The sequence below is a fragment of the Pseudomonas petrae genome, assembly GCF_021728295.1.
GTDB lineage: Bacteria > Pseudomonadota > Gammaproteobacteria > Pseudomonadales > Pseudomonadaceae > Aquipseudomonas > Aquipseudomonas petrae.
On record NZ_JAKJXE010000001.1, the window covers coordinates 111,305 to 128,230 of the forward strand.

At 55.9% G+C, this 16,926-nt stretch carries 14 protein-coding genes and 3 pseudogenes; 8 read left to right on the forward strand and 9 right to left on the reverse strand.

Annotation, left to right across the window (positions count from 1 at the left end):
* Positions 1 to 9 precede the first annotated feature (9 nt).
* Together L4G42_RS00500 and L4G42_RS00505 are read right to left on the reverse strand one after the other, a co-directional pair.
* The gene (locus L4G42_RS00500; RefSeq protein WP_237252227.1) at positions 10 to 414 is read right to left on the reverse strand and encodes a nuclear transport factor 2 family protein; all 405 of its coding nucleotides are present in this window, start codon (positions 412 to 414) and stop codon (positions 10 to 12) included.
* 309 nt (positions 415 to 723) lie between these two features.
* Positions 724 to 1,725, reverse strand: coding sequence for a zinc-dependent alcohol dehydrogenase family protein (locus L4G42_RS00505; RefSeq protein WP_237252228.1), 1,002 nt, complete (start codon positions 1,723 to 1,725; stop codon positions 724 to 726).
* Between the two features lie 108 nt (positions 1,726 to 1,833).
* On the opposite strand from L4G42_RS00505, the gene L4G42_RS00510 reads away from it, so the two are divergent.
* From L4G42_RS00510 to L4G42_RS00520, 3 genes and pseudogenes are all read left to right on the forward strand, one after another.
* Positions 1,834 to 2,715, forward strand: coding sequence for a LysR family transcriptional regulator (locus L4G42_RS00510; protein ID WP_237252229.1), 882 nt, complete (start codon positions 1,834 to 1,836; stop codon positions 2,713 to 2,715).
* A gap of 361 nt (positions 2,716 to 3,076) precedes the next feature.
* The gene (locus L4G42_RS00515) at positions 3,077 to 3,847 is read left to right on the forward strand and encodes an SDR family NAD(P)-dependent oxidoreductase (protein ID WP_237252230.1); all 771 of its coding nucleotides are present in this window, start codon (positions 3,077 to 3,079) and stop codon (positions 3,845 to 3,847) included.
* A 181-nt stretch (positions 3,848 to 4,028) separates the two neighbouring features.
* Positions 4,029 to 4,568 (forward strand): annotated as a pseudogene (locus tag L4G42_RS00520) (IS66 family transposase); the annotation flags it as partial.
* A gap of 79 nt (positions 4,569 to 4,647) precedes the next feature.
* Here L4G42_RS00520 and L4G42_RS00525 read toward each other — a convergent pair.
* Positions 4,648 to 5,463 carry an SDR family NAD(P)-dependent oxidoreductase gene (locus L4G42_RS00525; protein ID WP_237252231.1) on the reverse strand — a complete coding sequence of 272 codons (816 nt, stop codon included), beginning with the start codon at positions 5,461 to 5,463 and terminating at the stop codon, positions 4,648 to 4,650.
* A gap of 48 nt (positions 5,464 to 5,511) precedes the next feature.
* Between L4G42_RS00525 and L4G42_RS00530 the strand changes: the two genes are divergently transcribed.
* Positions 5,512 to 5,889 (forward strand): winged helix-turn-helix transcriptional regulator, encoded by a 378-nt coding sequence (locus tag L4G42_RS00530; RefSeq protein WP_237252232.1) that lies wholly within the window; start codon positions 5,512 to 5,514, stop codon positions 5,887 to 5,889.
* 283 nt (positions 5,890 to 6,172) lie between these two features.
* Here the strand turns inward: L4G42_RS00530 and L4G42_RS26170 are convergent, their stop codons facing one another.
* The 3 genes and pseudogenes from L4G42_RS26170 to L4G42_RS00540 all read right to left on the reverse strand — a co-directional run bounded on the left by L4G42_RS26170 (position 6,173) and on the right by L4G42_RS00540 (position 8,989).
* Entirely contained in the window at positions 6,173 to 7,036 is an 864-nt protein-coding gene (locus tag L4G42_RS26170; RefSeq protein WP_419789327.1) for a methyl-accepting chemotaxis protein, read from the reverse strand.
* Positions 7,031 to 7,804: pseudogene (locus L4G42_RS26175) on the reverse strand (CHASE3 domain-containing protein); the annotation flags it as partial. The pseudogene L4G42_RS26175 and the gene L4G42_RS26170, both read right to left, overlap by 6 nt.
* 174 nt (positions 7,805 to 7,978) lie before the next feature.
* On the reverse strand, positions 7,979 to 8,989 hold the full coding sequence (locus L4G42_RS00540) for an AraC family transcriptional regulator (RefSeq protein ID WP_237252234.1): 1,011 nt from the start codon (positions 8,987 to 8,989) through the stop codon (positions 7,979 to 7,981).
* Between the two features lie 159 nt (positions 8,990 to 9,148).
* Between L4G42_RS00540 and L4G42_RS00545 the strand changes: the two genes are divergently transcribed.
* Positions 9,149 to 9,829, forward strand: a complete 681-nt coding sequence (locus L4G42_RS00545) for a glutathione S-transferase family protein (RefSeq protein WP_237260439.1) — start codon at positions 9,149 to 9,151, stop codon at positions 9,827 to 9,829.
* A 281-nt stretch (positions 9,830 to 10,110) separates the two neighbouring features.
* Here L4G42_RS00545 and L4G42_RS00550 read toward each other — a convergent pair whose 3' ends face one another.
* Positions 10,111 to 10,929 (reverse strand): hypothetical protein, encoded by an 819-nt coding sequence (locus tag L4G42_RS00550; protein WP_237252236.1) that lies wholly within the window; start codon positions 10,927 to 10,929, stop codon positions 10,111 to 10,113.
* Positions 10,930 to 11,363: 434 nt separating this feature from the next.
* Between L4G42_RS00550 and chrA the strand changes: the two genes are divergently transcribed.
* On the forward strand, positions 11,364 to 12,584 hold the full coding sequence (chrA, locus tag L4G42_RS00555) for a chromate efflux transporter (RefSeq protein ID WP_237259104.1): 1,221 nt from the start codon (positions 11,364 to 11,366) through the stop codon (positions 12,582 to 12,584).
* Positions 12,585 to 12,854: 270 nt separating this feature from the next.
* Here the strand turns inward: chrA and L4G42_RS00565 are convergent.
* A pseudogene (locus L4G42_RS00565) lies at positions 12,855 to 13,026 on the reverse strand (ATP-binding protein); the annotation flags it as partial.
* Positions 13,027 to 13,311: 285 nt separating this feature from the next.
* On the opposite strand from L4G42_RS00565, the gene pyp reads away from it, so the two are divergent.
* Both pyp and L4G42_RS00575 read left to right on the forward strand, forming a co-directional pair.
* Positions 13,312 to 13,689, forward strand: coding sequence for a photoactive yellow protein (pyp, locus tag L4G42_RS00570; protein ID WP_237252238.1), 378 nt, complete (start codon positions 13,312 to 13,314; stop codon positions 13,687 to 13,689).
* 36 nt (positions 13,690 to 13,725) lie between these two features.
* Positions 13,726 to 15,015: an AMP-binding protein gene (locus tag L4G42_RS00575; RefSeq protein WP_237259105.1), complete on the forward strand. Its 1,290-nt coding sequence runs from the start codon at positions 13,726 to 13,728 to the stop codon at positions 15,013 to 15,015.
* A gap of 222 nt (positions 15,016 to 15,237) precedes the next feature.
* Here the strand turns inward: L4G42_RS00575 and L4G42_RS00580 are convergent, their stop codons facing one another.
* Complete coding sequence (locus L4G42_RS00580; RefSeq protein WP_237252240.1) at positions 15,238 to 16,815, reverse strand: sensor domain-containing diguanylate cyclase; 1,578 nt, start codon at positions 16,813 to 16,815, stop codon at positions 15,238 to 15,240.
* Between the last annotated feature and the right edge of the window lie 111 nt (positions 16,816 to 16,926).

A 16,926-nucleotide genomic window follows, 5' to 3' on the forward strand; every position in this document is an offset into this window, starting at 1 on the left:
CCCCCCCTTTTACTCAATTGAATCCGGGAAACGTGCGCCGAACATCGGTAGGCCGCTGGCAGAACTGACTATGGTGGCCTCGTCCTGGAGAACGTCCCAATGTTCGACCAGAATGCCGTTTTCGAGCCGCACGATGTCTACTGCGATGAGCGCAGGTGGACTACCGTTTCCAGAGAACCGGCCATGAACCATCACTTTGTCATCCTCTGCCATCATTACGCTGGGTTCATAAGTCAGTGTATTGGGCAGACTTTTGATCAAGTCAAATAAACCCTGCCGTCCTGGAGGGATAAGCGAACTGTGCTGAATATAGTTCGCAGACCAATACTCCTCGGCTGCATCGTAGTCACGTTGATTGAATAAAGTATCGAAAGCTTTAAGCACGATAGATTTGTTTTTTACTTCATTATTCATAGGTGCTCCTGATGGTGTGTTGAGACTTGGGGAAATAGAACGCAGGCCATTCGAGTTCTGATGGACAGTAACAACGACAGGGTTGGCCTCTCGATCGCTTTTCAAATTCCGTCAAGTCCGGTTGTGAAAGGGCGAACAACGGACAACGCATCAGAGTTCCGCACCTTTGCTGCCAGCCAAGGGTCGATTTTTCAGGACTTCGCGACAAGCAGAAATCGGCCATAAGCAGCCATTCGCGAAGGGCTGCTATGGGTCCGGAAGCGGACGCTTCTGGCCGTTTCCGCTGATTGAACCAGGTATCACAAGGGACTATTCACTCACCAACTGGATTACCGTCTTGCCCTTGCCGCGGCCTTCGGCGACTTGGCGAAATGCCTCGTTGACGTCTGGCAGCGCAAAGTGTTGTTGATCCACGCGGATCGTCAGTTGACCAGCATTGGCTAGCGCGGCGGCCTCGCGCAGGATAGCGCCGTGGTGTTCGCGCCCATTGCCGGTAAGCATCGGCGCCAGGCTGAAGACGCCCGAGTAGGTTGCACTTTTGAACGACAACGGCGCCAGGCTGTGCTGGCCCCAACCCAGGCAGCTCAGCACGTGCCCGGTATAGGCTTTCACCGCTTTGAATGAAGCATCCAGTGTGCTGCCGCCGACAGTGTCGTAGACAATGTCAAATCCTTCACCAGCCGTGTAGTGCTCGACATAATCCTCGACGCTCTGTGCCTGATAGTCGATCGCCGTAGCCCCCAGCGAGCGAATGAAGTCGAGACTACCCGCTGAACCGGTGGCGTAGACATCGGCACCGCGAGCCTTGGCCAGTTGAAGAGCCACTTGGCCGACCCCACCTGCGCCGCCGTGAATCAGTACACGCTGACCGGCGCGGACATTGGCGCGATCGACCAGACCTTCCCATGCGGTAATGAACACCAAAGGCAGTGCAGCCGCCTCACGCATGTCGAGGGTGTGTGGCTTGGCAGCGATCAGCCGGGCATCCACGGCAATGTACTCGGCCATAGTACCTTGGGCACCACCGATCCCGCCGGGCATGCCGAAGACTTCCTGGCCTACGGTGAAACCCTCGACCGCTTCGCCCAGTTCGACGACAGTACCGGCGAGGTCAAGGCCGAGCACCGCCGGCAGGGCTTGGCGGGCATGAGCCCCCGCGCCGGCAGCGATTTTGGTATCGAGTGGATTGACGCCTGCGGCGTAAACCCTGACCAGTACCTGGCCCTGACCGGGGACAGGGCGATCAATTTGGCGGACAGCCAGAGGGGCTTGAGCGGATTCGGCGACAGCGGCGAGCATGGTGTGATTCATGACGGGTACCTCTGATTGAGTTGACAGCTACAGATTGCCGCGCTTTCATCATTCCGATAAGAAACTAAATGGGCATATGACTTATTCCACAAAGAGAGCTTAGCGCCGATGGACTTGTTCGCCAGCATGCACACCTTTGTACGCGTCGTGGAGCGCGGGTCGTTTTCCGCGGTGGCTCGCGAACTGAACATGGGCCAGCCGGCAGTCAGCAAGCAGGTGCACGCTTTGGAGCAGTATTTGGGCGGGCCACTGTTCGCCCGCAGCACCCGGTACCTGGCCCTGACCGACCAGGGGCAACGTTTCTACAGCCACTGCCAGGAAATTCTCGGCCACCTCGAAACCGCCACGCGCAGCTTCACCACCGGTCAGGAGCAGATCGCCGGCCCTCTGCGAGTCGCCGCCCCGGTCAGTTATGGAAGGTTATGCATCGCGCCGCTCATAGGGACTTTCCTGCAACGCCATCCCGATGTCCGGATTGACCTACGGCTGAGTGACCACAATGAAGACCTGCTCAAGGAAAATATCGACCTGGCTATCCGCATTGGCGTGGTGAAGAGCGAGGGATTGGTGGCAGTGCCACTGGGCACCAGCCCGCGGCGGGTCTACGCCGCGCTCGGCTACCTGGATCGACACGGCGTGCCACGTGAGCCCAATGAGCTGACAGGCCACAACTGCATCGGCTTCACTTTGCTGGAGCATTACGACAGTTGGCACTTCACGCACATCGCGCAAGAGCTCGATGTAGCTATCAAGGGTAACGTCACCAGTAACAGCAGCGAGGCCATCCGGGAATTGGTTCTCTCCGGCCTGGGTATTTCCCTCTCACCAGAATGGTTGTTCACAGCTGACGTCGAGCAGGGCAAGGTTCGTACCGTACTCGACAATTATCAGGCTAGCGCGCTGCCTGTCAGCGCCGTGCTCAGTCGTGAGCGGCGACGTTCAGCGCGGACGATGGCGTTCATCGATTTTCTCCGCGAGCATTTATTGTAGAAACGCCTTGTCAGAAGCGTTTCAGTACCCAGCGGCCATGATATTCCCGGCTTTCCCGATTTGCGTGTAGAAGCTCGTCAGAATCTTGGTGTTACCCGGACAAGCTCAACGTTTGACATTTCCATACTATTTTTTAGTCACTTATTTCCAGATAGCCTTATCCGACCCACTGACTCAATGCTCCTGGGAGCACCTGCCCTACTTACTGGTGATCTTCATGATGAAGACGACACCTTTTCAAGTCCAACCAGACTGTGCCTTTTTCGCCGATGTCCTGATCTGTAAGCAACCGCCCATCTGAACGTCATGCCATGATCCGAAGTCATAAAAAACACTTCAGCCATGCTCCTCAAGGTGCCTTATGAGTTTGATACCCGAACTGAACAGCGAAGCTCACGTGCTGATATGCGGCGCCAGCCGAGGTATCGGCTTGGCACTGTGCGCAGCTTTGCTTGCTCGCGATGATGTGACTCAGGTATGGGCAGTCGCGCGAAAAGCCACCACCTCCACAGAGCTGGCAACGCTTGCAGAGCAATATGGCGACCGTCTGAAACCAGTCGACTGCGACGCGCGTAATGAGCAATCCCTCGAAGCACTCGTGAGTGAGACGCTTGCAGGATGCGACCATCTGCACCTCGTTATCAGTGCGCTGGGCATTCTTCATCAGGACGGCGCCAAGGCAGAAAAGGGTCTGGCACAGCTGACGCTTGCGAGCCTGCAAGCGAGCTTCGCGACCAACACCTTTGCGCCGATCCTGCTGCTTAAACACTTGCTTCCGTTATTGCGCAAACAACCTTCTACTTTCGCGGCGCTCTCCGCGAGGGTTGGCTCTATTGGCGATAACCGGTTGGGTGGCTGGTACAGCTACAGAGCCAGCAAAGCAGCGCTCAACCAGTTGCTGCGCACGGCCAGTATCGAATTGAAACGCCTGAACCCTGCCTCTACTGTCCTGGCCATACACCCAGGCACGACCGACACGGAGCTGTCCCGGCCATTCCAGGGGAACGTGCCTGACGGCCAGCTATTCGAACCGGCGTTCTCTGCGGACCGCATTCTTGAGGTGGTAGGCGCACATGGCGCGGCCGACAGCGGGACCTTTTGGGCCTGGGACGACAAACCTATTGTCTGGTGACTTATTTCACTCGCAAAAACAAGATTTCTATCAGCCGGCCTGTCCTATCTGACCGGCTGTTTTCGGGACCCGCGCAGGTAAAAATGATTTTCAGCGCAACCGTCCGGGCAACACACCTTCCTGATGCCATCGCTTAAGGCGATGGTGTCTACCTCAATTGAGGCACTTCAATTCGGATCGTCTGGCTGCGGTCGTTTATGACTTCAGTCCACGCCGTGCAGGCGAACATGCGCGAGCCTTCCTTGGTCACTGGAACGGCAAGCCAGTCTGCGACGACCTCGCTGGCTACAAGGCTGGCTTGGAACTGGGCGTCACAGAGATCGGTTGCATGGCCCATGCACGCAGCAGGTTCTTCGACTTACACGTGACCAACAAAAGCCAGATCGCTGAAAAAACGCTGCACCACATCGCGGCCTTGTAGGAAGTTGAAAGAGAAGTCCGAGATCTGGAACCGGGTATTCGACAGCGAATACGGCAGCAAAAAGCAGCGCCGATTATCAACGCACTTCATACCTGGATGATCGTTCAGAGGCAGCTTGCGCCTGAGGAGTCGGCCGTCGCCAAGGCGTTGGATTACACCCTCAAACGCTGGGTAACGCTGACGCGCTATCTCGATGAAGGCGCTGTGCCCATCGACAACAACTGGCTTGAAAACCAAATCCCCCCGTGGGCTCCTGGACGTTCGAACTGGCTGTTCGCGAGCTCATTACGGAGCGGACGAGTGAAATTGCGGAATTAGTGAGATTGCGGAATTGCTGCCGCATAAGGGGGCGCCCGCTTAACATCGCGCGGCAAGAAGGCTAGAGAACGGGGGAAAGACCGCCGTCGACCCTTAAATTGATGCCCGTAATGTACCCCGCAATTGGGCTGGCAAGGAATGCAACGGCCGCTGCGATTTCATCCAGCTTGCCGACTCGACCTACGGGTACTTGAGCAAACATTGGGAGGACAAGGTGTTCGATTTCTTCCCATGGCGCATCTTTGCTGCATAGGCCTCGCTCATCGGCTACCTCGCGAAATCGCGTGTCAAGTGTCGAGCTGTGTATCGTACCGGGAGAGACAGCATTGACCGTCACCCCATCTGCCGCTACTGCTTTTGCCATGGATGCAGTCATCGCGTTGATCGCGGCCTTGCACGCCGAATATTCTGGCGCAGTAGGTGGTGGCATCGTTGCAGCAAGGCTGGAAATATTGATCACCCGTCCCCATTTCGCTTCCTGCATTTTAGGCAATAAGCGCGTCGTGACCCTCAGAGCAGCAAGCACATTTCGATCATAAGCGGACGCCCATGAGGCAGGCTGCGTCTCATGCCAGCTTTCTTTCAGGCCACTAGAGCCGCCAGCGTTATTGATCAAGATGTCTATCGATCCGGCGAGCTTTTCCGCCGCATCTACCAACTGCTGCACCTCGTCATCGTGTGTAAGATCACCCACCACAACATGGGCACATCCGCCCAAGGCAATGATCTCGTTAGCCACTCTTTGTGCTTGCGCTTCGTCCCGACCATGGACGATGACGACGGCTTTCTCAAGGGCGAGTTTTCTGGCGATTGCTTCGCCAATCCCTCTGCTGCTGCCTGTGATCAGTGCCTTCTTACCACTCAAACTCAAATCCACGTGCCAGTTCCCTTTTACAATGCTGTTAACTTCGTAAGGTAGAACCAGATGATGGACAAGACCAGTACGCACCTTTATGTACCTATCCCTCAGGAGGCGCGTGAAATCTGTCTTGGGGCCGAGGGTTCAGTCGCGCACGTGGCTCGTGTGATCCGGATGATCCAGGGACGCTGGAAATTACCCATTCTTTTCAGGCTATACGCCGATCCCTCAATGCGCACGTTGCAGCTAAAACGGGATTTGCCAGGCGTCACGCAAAAAGTACTGACGGAGCAACTGCGGCAGCTGGCTAATGATGGTCTGATTGAGCGGGTTGATTTCGGTGAGTTACCTCGGAGGGTTGAATATCAACTGTCGGAAATGGGTAGGCAGCTTCTTCCCGTTCTCATAGCTACGCGGAGGTTTTCGGTAAGCCATCCGTCCTAAAGCGAGGTGTGATCAGCAGACACTTGCTTTTCAGCGCGCCAGGCTTCAAAAAATGAGTCACGCATCGCGCCCCTGCGCAAATGCTGCAACCGCTCACCTGCCGATAGAACTTCAGATTTAAACTATCTGGAGCGGCAAGCCTTTTAATGAAAGCAAGATGGATTCACCTTCTATTATCCCAATAACTGATACGAGTCGAATTACCGTCAGTGTCCTACCGGCCGCATATACAAAAAAGCACCGCGTTGATAGCCGGTGCTTTTTATCTTGCCGCCTTGAAAACTCAGAGCTTGAACTGAGCCACCTGCTTTTCCAGCATCAAGGCCAACTGCTCAATCGCGTTTGCGTTTCGGGCGGTTTCCGAGATGCCGTGACTGCTGGTCTGGGCCATTTGGGCGATGCGCTCGACGCTGCGAGCGACGTCCTGGCTGGCCGCGCTTTGTTCGTTAAGTGCCACCGAGATCTGATCAACAACGTTGACGATCTGGGTGGACCCGCCACGAATCTGGTCGATCGCAGTGTTGGCAGAGTTCGCCAGTTGCAACCCGTTATTGACCTGCTCCACGCCCACTTCCATTTGCTTGACTGCATCCTGGGCGCTGATCTGAATTTTCTGGATCATCTCGCCGATTTCAGACGTCGACTTGCCAGTGCGTTGTGCCAGTAGTCGTACTTCATCGGCGACGACTGCGAAACCACGACCCTGATCGCCGGCGCGCGCGGCTTCAATGGCGGCGTTCAGTGCCAGAAGGTTGGTCTGCTCCGCGATCGCACTGATTACGTTCACAATGGACGTGATTTGCTGAATATCCCGACCCAAATCCGCGATCTGTTGAGCGGAACTCTGCACCGTACCGGCAATGAGATTCATGCTTTGCAGCGTGTTTTGAATGACCGCGCCACCTTCAATGGAGTGCTGCCCGGATGCAGAGGAAATGCCATGGGCTTCGCTCGCGCTTGCCGCCACGTGGCTGATGCTGACCGTTAGTTCTTCAACGGTGGCGGCCATTGAAGACGCTGACTGAGACTGATCCGATGCAGCGGAAGATAACTCACCGGATGCATGCGATATCTGGGTGGCGGAACTAAGCAACTTTTCAGCGCCACCCTTTATCGCAGTAATCATGGTGCGAAGCCGTACTTGCATCTCATTGAAGGCTTCGAGCAGCTTGCCAACTTCATCGTTGCCGACGTTTTCAATTTGTATGTCAAGACGTCCAGCAGCGATATTTTTGGCAGCATTGATCGCCACATTTAGGCGTTTGCGAATTGAAGAGGACAGGCTTATGGCCACGGCCAGCGCCACCAAGGCTGCAAACAGGCCACCGATGATCATGCTCAAGTTCGCGAATATCGCCGCGTCTTCCAGCGACTTGGTGCGTCCCGCAAGGAGCTTTTGCTCATCCTGTTGCAGGTCGCCAATCAACTTGCGCATGCCATCCATCTTGGCTTTGTCCTGGCGTTCCCTGATGCGTTTGACGACATCATCGATGGTCGCTTTTCCCGCGACGACAGACCTGCGCAATGCCACTGAGCCTTCGATATCTTCGCCATACCATTTTTGCTGAGTCGCCTTGAGTTCAGCCAATCGCTGCTGCTGGGTCGGGTTATCGGACGTCAGCTTTACAAGCTCTCCATGCAACTGATCAAAGTTGGTTTTGCCGGCCGTGAGCGGGGCCAGAAAGTCATCTTCGCCACTCAGCGCAAAGCCCCGCATCCCCGTCTCGATATTAGCCAGGCTGATAAGGAGTTTGTTGCTTGCGTCCAACACTGTGTACGTATGGATGTTCCAATTGCTAGCGTTGTCGATTTTGCTGAAAGCATCGCGAACCACCACGACCATGATGCAAATAATCAAAATGATTAAGCCAAACCCGAGGCTTAACTTTTGAACAATCGTGAGTTTCGAGAACATGGAATGGCCTGCGTGATTAGGTTAACGTCCACTGAGGTTATCGCTGAGTTCACGCAAAGCTTGAGCACCGATTTTTGTATCAATCTTGCCCTTTCCACGCCATCCGTCCATGCCAGTCAGAAGCACTGGCTGTGGTGGGGCTGCAGATATCGGCCGACCACCTCAACCATGGCCTTATGCATTAACGCGTCGCCATTCGCCAGGCGAAACCTTCTGCCACTGTCGAAAAGCCCGGTAGTAAGAATTAGCGTCCTCGTAACCGAGCAGATACGCCACCTCTTTCAGGTCGAGGGTAGTATCAGCCAGCAGGTGAAGCCCTACCTGGCGCCGGGCCTCGTTGAGCAGCTCGCTGAACGTTGTGCCCTCTGCCGCTAACCGTCGCTGCAGTGTCCGTTCACTTTGCAGCAGCGCTTGGGCCAGGTATTGCAAGGTGGGTCGTCCGTCGGCCAAGGCTCGCTTTAGCACTTCAATGACCTGCTCACGGAATCCGGCAGGCGCCTCGATCTCCTGCACGGCGGCGGTCATGCCAGGCGTCAGGACGTGCAGCACGTCCGGGTTATGTTCACCAAACGGCAGGCTCAAATCGGCGGCGCTTATGGTTAGCTGGTCACGAGCTGCGCCATAGCGAATGGGGCAGTCGAAATAACGCGCATGGGTTTGCAGGTTTTGCGCTGGGCGTCGCAGGCTCAATGTCAGAGGCACCAAGTGTTTCCCTGTGCCTCTCCGACCCAGCTCCAGCACAAAGGCAAAACACGCCTCCACCGAGAGATAAGGTGCCGGCCCGCTGCCAGGCGGCCAAAGAATGGTGAACGATACCGTGCCGTCACCCTCCTCGACACACATCTGATCGGGACTGCACAGGCGCATAAAGCGGGAATACCTCGCCACCCCTTCGCGAAAATCGGCAGCATATAATGCGGCGAGGAACGCCAGCTTGTGCTTCGCACTGGGGGTGTCGCGGACCATTTTTATGCCGAAAGCCGGGTCTGCAGACAACGCCTCGATGGCGTTCCAGACAGCAAACAGCTGGTGGGTCGTGACAACGGCAGCGTCGTTCAGGTGAAGGTCGGTTGGCAGTTGAGCGTGCTGTTGAACCACAGACGGGCTGAGGCCCAGTCGCTCTATCGACTGCCAGAATGCCTTGGGTAGTTTGCACCGCTCGGAGCGGGTCTGAAGCGGGGACATTTTAGGCTCCGAGCCGCACGGGAGCGGCAGTGCGTAATGCGTGATACAGCGCCCAATCAATGGCGCGTTTCGCAAGTGTTCTGGCGCAAACCGCCCACAGCAATGAGCTACGTCACACTTACCATGGCCGGCAACGAACCGAGCTTAAAGGAGCTCACAATGACAATGACGTTCTATACCAATCCCAACTCTCGCGGCCGCATGGTGCGCTGGATGCTTGAAGAAATTGGTTGCACGTATGACTCGGTCATTCTGGATTACCAGTCGGCCAGCGATGCTGACCGGTGGGGCGGTGCTGCGCTGGCAGTGCCCGAGCAGGCCAGCCCTGATGATCCACGTGCTGTGTTTTTCCGCGACGTAAACCCAATGGCAAAGGTGCCAGCGCTTGTGCATAACGGGCAGACCATAACAGAAACCGCCGCCATCTGTGCCTACTTGGCTGACGCATTTCCCGAGGCCGGACTGGCGCCTGCGCCCGAGGACCGGGGGGCCTATTACCGTTGGCTGTTTTTCGCGGCGGGCCCACTGGAGCAGGCCGTCACCAACCACCGCGCAGGCTTCAACCCTGAGGCTGAGCAAGAGTTTTTCTTTGGCTACGCAAGCTATGAACGTACCGTGGACCAACTTGAGCGCGCCGTGCAGGCTCATGCCTTCATTGCCGGTGAGCGCTTCACTGCAGCCGACGTATATGTGGGCTCCCACATCGGCTGGGGACTTGCAATGAACACCTTGCCGCCCAGGGCTGCTTTTCTCGCCTACGCCCGGAAACTCACCCACCGCGACGCATATAAACGTGCAGCGGCAAAGGATGAGGCACTGCTCGTCGCCAGGGCTGATTAACGGAAATTGCCGGGGGTCCAGCTGAGGGAGCTGCAAGTGCCGCAGCCTGCATGAGCTCCGTTGCCCGCAGTGCAATGGAGGACAGGTCGCCGGCCGCCTAAAGCCGCCTCTATGCTGGGGACCGGCTCGATCACCCATACGGCCCCAGCCACTTCATTGCCGAATGATGATCTTCCGTGCCTGTGTATCAGAACGCCGTAACGAACCCTGAGATCCGTTCAGCTTCACTCTCGTCCCTGCCGGCATGTCCCCCCCTACGAGAAACATGCGGCAGGAATCGTTTAGAGCATGCCGGCGATATTCCTCACCTCTTCCGGTGCTGCCTTGGATTCAGACAACGCCCCGGCATAAGCGCCAGCCAACATGGCAGCCGGATTGCCGCCACCGCGGATCATGCCTTCTGCTGCGCCTTTGGCGGTGTCCACTGCGCCTTCGACGCCGCCTTTGATCATCCCGCCAATGCTGCCATCCGAGTCGCCGATGCCGGTCAGCACGTTACTCAAACCGGGAACCATCCACAGCGCCTTACCCACTTCGCCAGCGGCCGAAGTCAGGCCGCTCTTGTCAGAGCCTTTCTCGGCCACAGGCGCATCCCTAGTCTGAGTCCGGGCAGAATCGCCGCCTGCTGCCGAGTGACCGCCTGCAGCTTCCGAACTCGCAGCGCGACTGAATGGCTGCAACAGCGCTCCAATCAATTTATCCAGCAGCTGTAGCAGGGGTGAGTTCTGCGTCGACTGCTCACCACCGTTACCCAGTCCCGGGCTTTGCTGAGCCAGGGATTGGCTTTGCAAAACCGACGGCCCCCCACTCCCGGCAGGGCCGCCATAGTTGACTGCGCCAGTGGTGGATTGTGTGGCGTATTGGGAATTCTGCGTGCTTTGGTCAGCCCGATAGATGGCCGAGCCGCCGCTTGCCAGAGCCCCCGTGCCTTGGGCCACGTTGCTGAAGTTGCCGGTGGCTCGGCTGCCGCCGTTGCCGGAATCCGTAGGGGTATTCGACGGCTTGCCAGCGTCGGGCGTGGGCTTGGCGTCCGGCTTGGAGGCATGTGGAGTGATGTCAGGTGTCTTGGGCGGCGAGGCGCCGAGTCCGGGTAATTTCACGTTTTTTCTCCAAACTGAAAGGTCGGTTGGCAGTGCCCCAAGCCCACTCATGACCGCTTGCACAGGTGCAGGCGTGTTGGATGTTGTAACGGGGCGATCGCTGTGAGGTTCGCGTGGTGAGTGGGTAGCCCTTGTGTGGTGCTCAAGGGCAGATCAGTTCCGCGTAAAGAAATGGGTCCGAAGGATGCTTAGCGTTGCGGTGCACCCGGAAACATCCGCAAAAGAGTGATCTTGCCGTCGCGCGCTTTTGCGAGAGCGATACGGCGAACGATGAGCGGGTCGTAACGGTACGCTCTACACACCTTGCGCAATTAGAGGGGCGCCCAGCATTAGGAATGAGCTTGCTCACTCCTCAAATGAGCTGATTGAATAGTAGAGTTGTGCTTGGATGGTATTTGGCAATCCGACTACATCAAGCACTGTGGGGAGCATGAGTGTTGTCACCAGCAGGAAGTACCAAGGTGGTTACGGCTGATTCCGCATGGTCAGTGTTTCTGGTGTTCTTGCGCTTGGGACTAACTTCTTTCGGAGGCCCGATTGCGCACTTGGGGTACTTCCGCGAAGAGTTCGTTGCTCGGCGCCAATGGCTTAGCGAGCGCAGCTATGTTGATTTGGTCGCTCTGTGCCAATTCCTTCCGGGGCCTGCGAGTAGCCAGGTTGGCATAGGGTTAGGACTTTCGCGCGCCGGATTTTCCGGAGCTGTCGCTGCGTGGGCAGGTTTCACATTGCCATCGGCCATAATCTTGGTTCTGTTCGCTAAGGGTATGTCCATGTGGGGAAGTGCTTTCCCAAGCGGTCTATTGCATGGCCTTAAAATCGTCGCGGTCGCTGTGGTCGCTCAAGCCGTCTGGGGAATGGCCCGCAATCTTTGTACCGATGTGCCTCGCGTGACCATCGCCGCGTTATCTGCCTGCGCTGCACTCCTGTGGCCCAATGCAATGGGGCAGATTGCTGTGATCGTCTGCGCCGCCGTCGTCGGTTTGACGCTGTTTACACCCGCTCAAGGTCGAGCTGCGGAATCTTTACCGATCTCGATCAGCCGGAAAGTAGGTGTGATCTCGTTGGTGCTGTTTTTCAGCTTGCTGGCTGGCCTTCCATTATTGATGGAGGCTTTGCCTTCTCAAACGCTAGCTATGGTTCACGACTTTTACCGGGCCGGTTCATTGGTATTCGGAGGGGGGCATGTTGTGCTGCCGTTACTTCAAACGGCAACGGTACCCAACGGCTGGGTAGCCAACGATACTTTCCTGGCTGGGTATGGCGTAGCGCAGGCCGTACCGGGCCCACTCTTTACCTTTGCAGCATTCCTCGGTGCGTCCATGAACGTCCAGCCCTCTGGTTGGGTGGGCGCATCGGTATGCCTCATTGCTCTCTTCGCGCCTTCATTCCTCCTCGTGATCGGGGTGTTGCCATTCTGGGAGCAACTGCGGCATAGCGTTCGCACCCAGGCGGCGCTTGCAGGAATCAACGCCGGAGTGGTCGGGCTTCTCTTGGCCGCCTTGTACAACCCGGTGTGGACGAGCGCCATATCAAAACCCCAGGACTTCGGGTTGGCGTTGATAGCGTTTGTTGCCTTAATGTTCTGGAAGGCCCCTCCTTGGTTGGTTGTCTCGGGCAGTGGCTTGATCGGTTGGGTGCTAAGCAATGTTTTTTGAGGCCACACCGGTAGCCCCACGAGACCGCAAATTGTCCGCAAGGTCGGTCATTTCGAAGGCGTTGAGTCGCCGTTTTTCGAATGTCACCTCTCCACCGAACAACTCTTCGCAGCGCCGTGGTTTTTCCGGGCCGTGAACAAGCCGAATTGGATATCGAGTGTAACCGTCCGGCCAAATCAGCTACCCAGGACCGCCAAGCCAAGACATGGTGAGCGCTTAAATTTTGATCTGACCCCGAAAAGCTGGACACCATCGCCCTAAGTGATGGCGTCAGGAAGGTGTGTTTGCCTGACGCTTACTGCTATGTTGCAAGCGGCAGGACTCATTGCCCGTTCAACGATGTGGCATTGATGCGTTATCCGACCCAGCAACGCGGTGGTCAGCTTGGCGTCGTAGAACACGCTCGACCATTCCGAGAAACGAGGTTGGTCGTGATCAAGATCCTGGCGTGAGACAAGGCAGGGTCGTCAAACACTTCCCACGTCAGCGACCCTGCATTTTTCTGTCGCTGAAGCGACGCGACAGCGCCAACACCCTGATGGCTGGATCCGCGTCACTCGCGTCCAGTGTTGTCCGGTCTTGTCTGGAGAACTTTAGTTCCTGGCGGTTCAGAGACCCGCGGCCGGCTTGAAATGAGCATTGTACAAATTCTGTACATACGATAGTGTTTGTGCTGATTAGAACGATATTAAACTGTTTCGCTGCAATTAAGCAGCAGGGGTTACTTATGCAGATGATAAGCTTCGGATCTAATGACATCGAAAATAGTCTAGCCAAAATGTCGACTGGACAACTCGACAAGGTTGCATTTGGAGCTATCCAGCTGGACGCATCCGGTAAAATCCTGCAGTACAACGCTGCGGAAGGTGACATCACGGGCCGCAAGCCGGGTGAAGTGATTGGAAAGAATTTTTTCCGTGATGTTGCACCTTGCACCAATAGACCCGAGTTCCAGGGGCGCTTCGCCGATGGCGTCAAGAATGGCAACCTCAACACCATGTTCGAATATGTCTTCGACTATCAAATGAAGCCCACGAAAGTAAAAGTGCACATGAAGAAGGCCATGACTGGCGACCTCTATTGGGTTTTCGTAAAGCGTCTCTGATCACTCTTTTACATTAATCAGCCAGAAAGGATGACCTTGAACCGACTTGAACTGGATAAAGCCAGTATCCTGGCCGTCATAATCTCTGTAATGGCTGATGAACTGAAAACCCTGCGCCACCTGTCTTCACACCAGACAGGTAGCGAGCGCTGGAGTGCGTCAACCCTGATAGGTGACGTAAAGGAATCATCCCTGCTTGACCACGATGAGATCGCAATAGGCGCCGACTCGCTAGAGTTCCTGAGTTTAGCGACCTGTGTTGCGACGTTCTTCAACATCTATGAAAGCGGTCTTGAAGACTATCTGCTGCGTTTCCAGACCCTCGGGGAATGGGCAGACTTGGTTGTCACTGCCCGCCAGCGCGGATCTAAGAACGTTACGTTTGCTACGTCTGGAAGCACCGGCACACCCAAGCAATGCTTGCAGCAATGGGATGACCTGGTCGCCGAGACCCTTTTTTTTGCTAAATACTTTAGCTCTGACTCTGCTCTTGCGACGCAACGAATCATCGCACTCAGTCCATGCCATCATATTTACGGCTTTATTTTCAGCATATTGTTGCCCTTACAGCTGCAATTGCCGGTGGTGCGCGCACCTAAAGCACTGGGAATTACTCACCAGCGCAAACTACGGGCAGGCGACCTGATGATTGGCTTTCCGTTTATCTGGCGACAATTAAGTCGTCAGGGCACCCGCTTCCCGTCCGGGGTTACAGCGGTCACCTCTACTGGCCCCTGCGACCCTACGATAATTCGCGAGCTAAGCAATCAAGGCGTGGATCGCATGGTCGAGATCTACGGCTCAAGTGAAACAGCCGGAATCGGGTTTCGAAGCGATCCCGGGTTACCCTTCCAACTACTTCCGAGATGGCAACGCGGCAGTCATGCCAGCACCCTTGCCGAGTTTGAAACTGGCACCGAGTATGAATTGAGTGATCACATGAAGTGGCTGGACCATGCACATTTTCTACCTGAAGGTCGTCGCGACGAGGTTGTACAGGTGGCCGGGATCAATGTGTTTCCGTCTCGCATCGCCGAGCGGTTGCAGTGTCTTCCCGAGATTGCGGCTGCGGCTGTTCGGCTTATGTCCGCACTCGAAGGTGACCGCCTGAAAGCCTTCATCGTGCCCGCCGAGGATTATGTTGATCTGGAGACTCTGGAGGCATTTCTGCATGCCTGGTGCGTGCGCAATCTAACAGCAGTGGAACGCCCCAAAGCGTTCACTTTTGGCCTTACGCTGCCGCATAACTTAATGGGTAAACAGAGCGACTGGCCTATCAAGAGTGGCGTTTCTGCGGAGCCTTCACCAAGAGAAATCTTGCGCTGAGGCACTACTGTTGATCAGTGGGCTGCAGAGAGGCGCAATCTGTCTACATGCTCACGCGCATCAGCGAGAAGCTGGACTAAACGTCCATGGTGTTTACCGTTGAGCGCCATGTGCTTGGTAAATCGGTCTGTAATGACTGCGAAGAGCCAGTTCTTGCGACCAAGGGCCCATGGTCTGATTTGGTTCTTTGTCCAATTACCTGAGTGCAGAAATGCGCCGCCTTCAAACACCCAGTGTTAAGGGTAAAACCTCGGCAAGGTGATCCTCTCCACAAAGACCCTGAATCAATTGTCCCTCGACGCGGTTGCGACCTTTGGTCTTAGCGAGGTAAAGGAGTCGGTCTGCTGCTTCCAGAGCGGCTGTATACCCTTCTTTCTGTGGTGCGTTGATCACTACCACACCCGAGCTGATCGTGAGTTTGCCCAGCGGGCTGGCTGAGTGTTCTATAAAGGTGTCCGCAATGGATGATTTGACTTTTTCGGCCACCCTCAACGCACCCGCCAAATCCGTTTCGGGTAGCAGAATGACAAACTCTTCACCGCCATAGCGTGCCGCGACATCACCGGCCCGCTTGACGCTGTTGCCGATGAGCCCCGCGACCTGCTTGAGGCAGTCGTCACCTCGCAGATGGCCGTAGGTGTCGTTGTATTGCTTGAACCAGTCAATATCCAACAAAATAATTGCGATCGTTGACTTATTGCGGCTTGCCCGTGCCCACTCCCGTTGCAAGGCTGCGTCAAAGCAACGTCGATTGGGCAGATGCGTCAAGCTGTCGGTCTGAGCGATGATCTCCAGCTCGTTTCGAGCGATGTTCAGTTCCCCTTCCGCAGTCATCACCTGCTTGATTTGTCGGTACAACAAGATGCCCAGCAAAGCCAAAGCCAGAATAATCATGCCTGTCAGGGTCATGGATCTTTGCGCATAGGCCCACCAGGGCGCGATCACATACTGGAAAGAGACGCCAGCAGCGGCGACGATGGGTAATCCGGACACGCGCCGATACGCATAGATCCTTTCTACGCCATCCACTACGGATGTGATCAAGGCGGTACCGCTGTCGCTATAGGGCAGATAGCGAGTGAAAATATCGCCCTTCGCCACGTTGGTCGTCATCAATGCGGTTAGCGTAGGCCGCCGAGCGAGCAGATCGCCATTGTTCAGAGCCAGAAATATGACGCCCTGGTCGTCTACATCCATACGCTCAAAAAACGTCTGAAAATAATCCACGGGGACAGTAGCCAAGGCAACACCGGCGAAACTGCCGTCAGCAGCAGTGATACGCCGACTGATCGGGATAACCATGTCTCCCGTACTCCGGCTTCGCACAATGGAACCGATGTGGATGGATTCATCTGCGTTATCGCGGTGATAGATGAAGTAGCCGCGGTCGCTGTTATTTTTAGTCTGTATTCCTTTGGAAAAGGAGTTGGCGACCCAATTGCCATGAGCATCGTAGATGAAGAGCCCCTGAATCCCTTCCACGTTCACGGCGGCTTGAGCCATCAGCTTCGTTAATCGTGTTTGCTGCTCACCGGCGATGCCGTCATGTTCAACACGCTCAACGAGATCGCGCAGCGTGTTATCAGCCTGTCTCAGGGTGTCCTGGGCTTGTTGCTCAGCGGCAAGAACGATGTTGGAAACCGCAACTTTAGCGGTGGCGACGCGCTCAAGCTTGGACTGGTTCATCTGCCAGACGGTAGCCAAAATCAACGACAGACAGACCAAAGCAATGAAGCTGATCAGCGCTGTGGTGAGCGCCGAGGCTGTCAGCCTCGTCGACATAAAGGAGAGATGCTTCATAGGGGCGTCATCGGATTGGCGGTAGGAAGGGCTATGCAGTTTCCGTACCGTAGGTATTGCGGATGATGCGTGAGGACACTTGAGTCAGACCACTATCGGCCCCACGCGGTC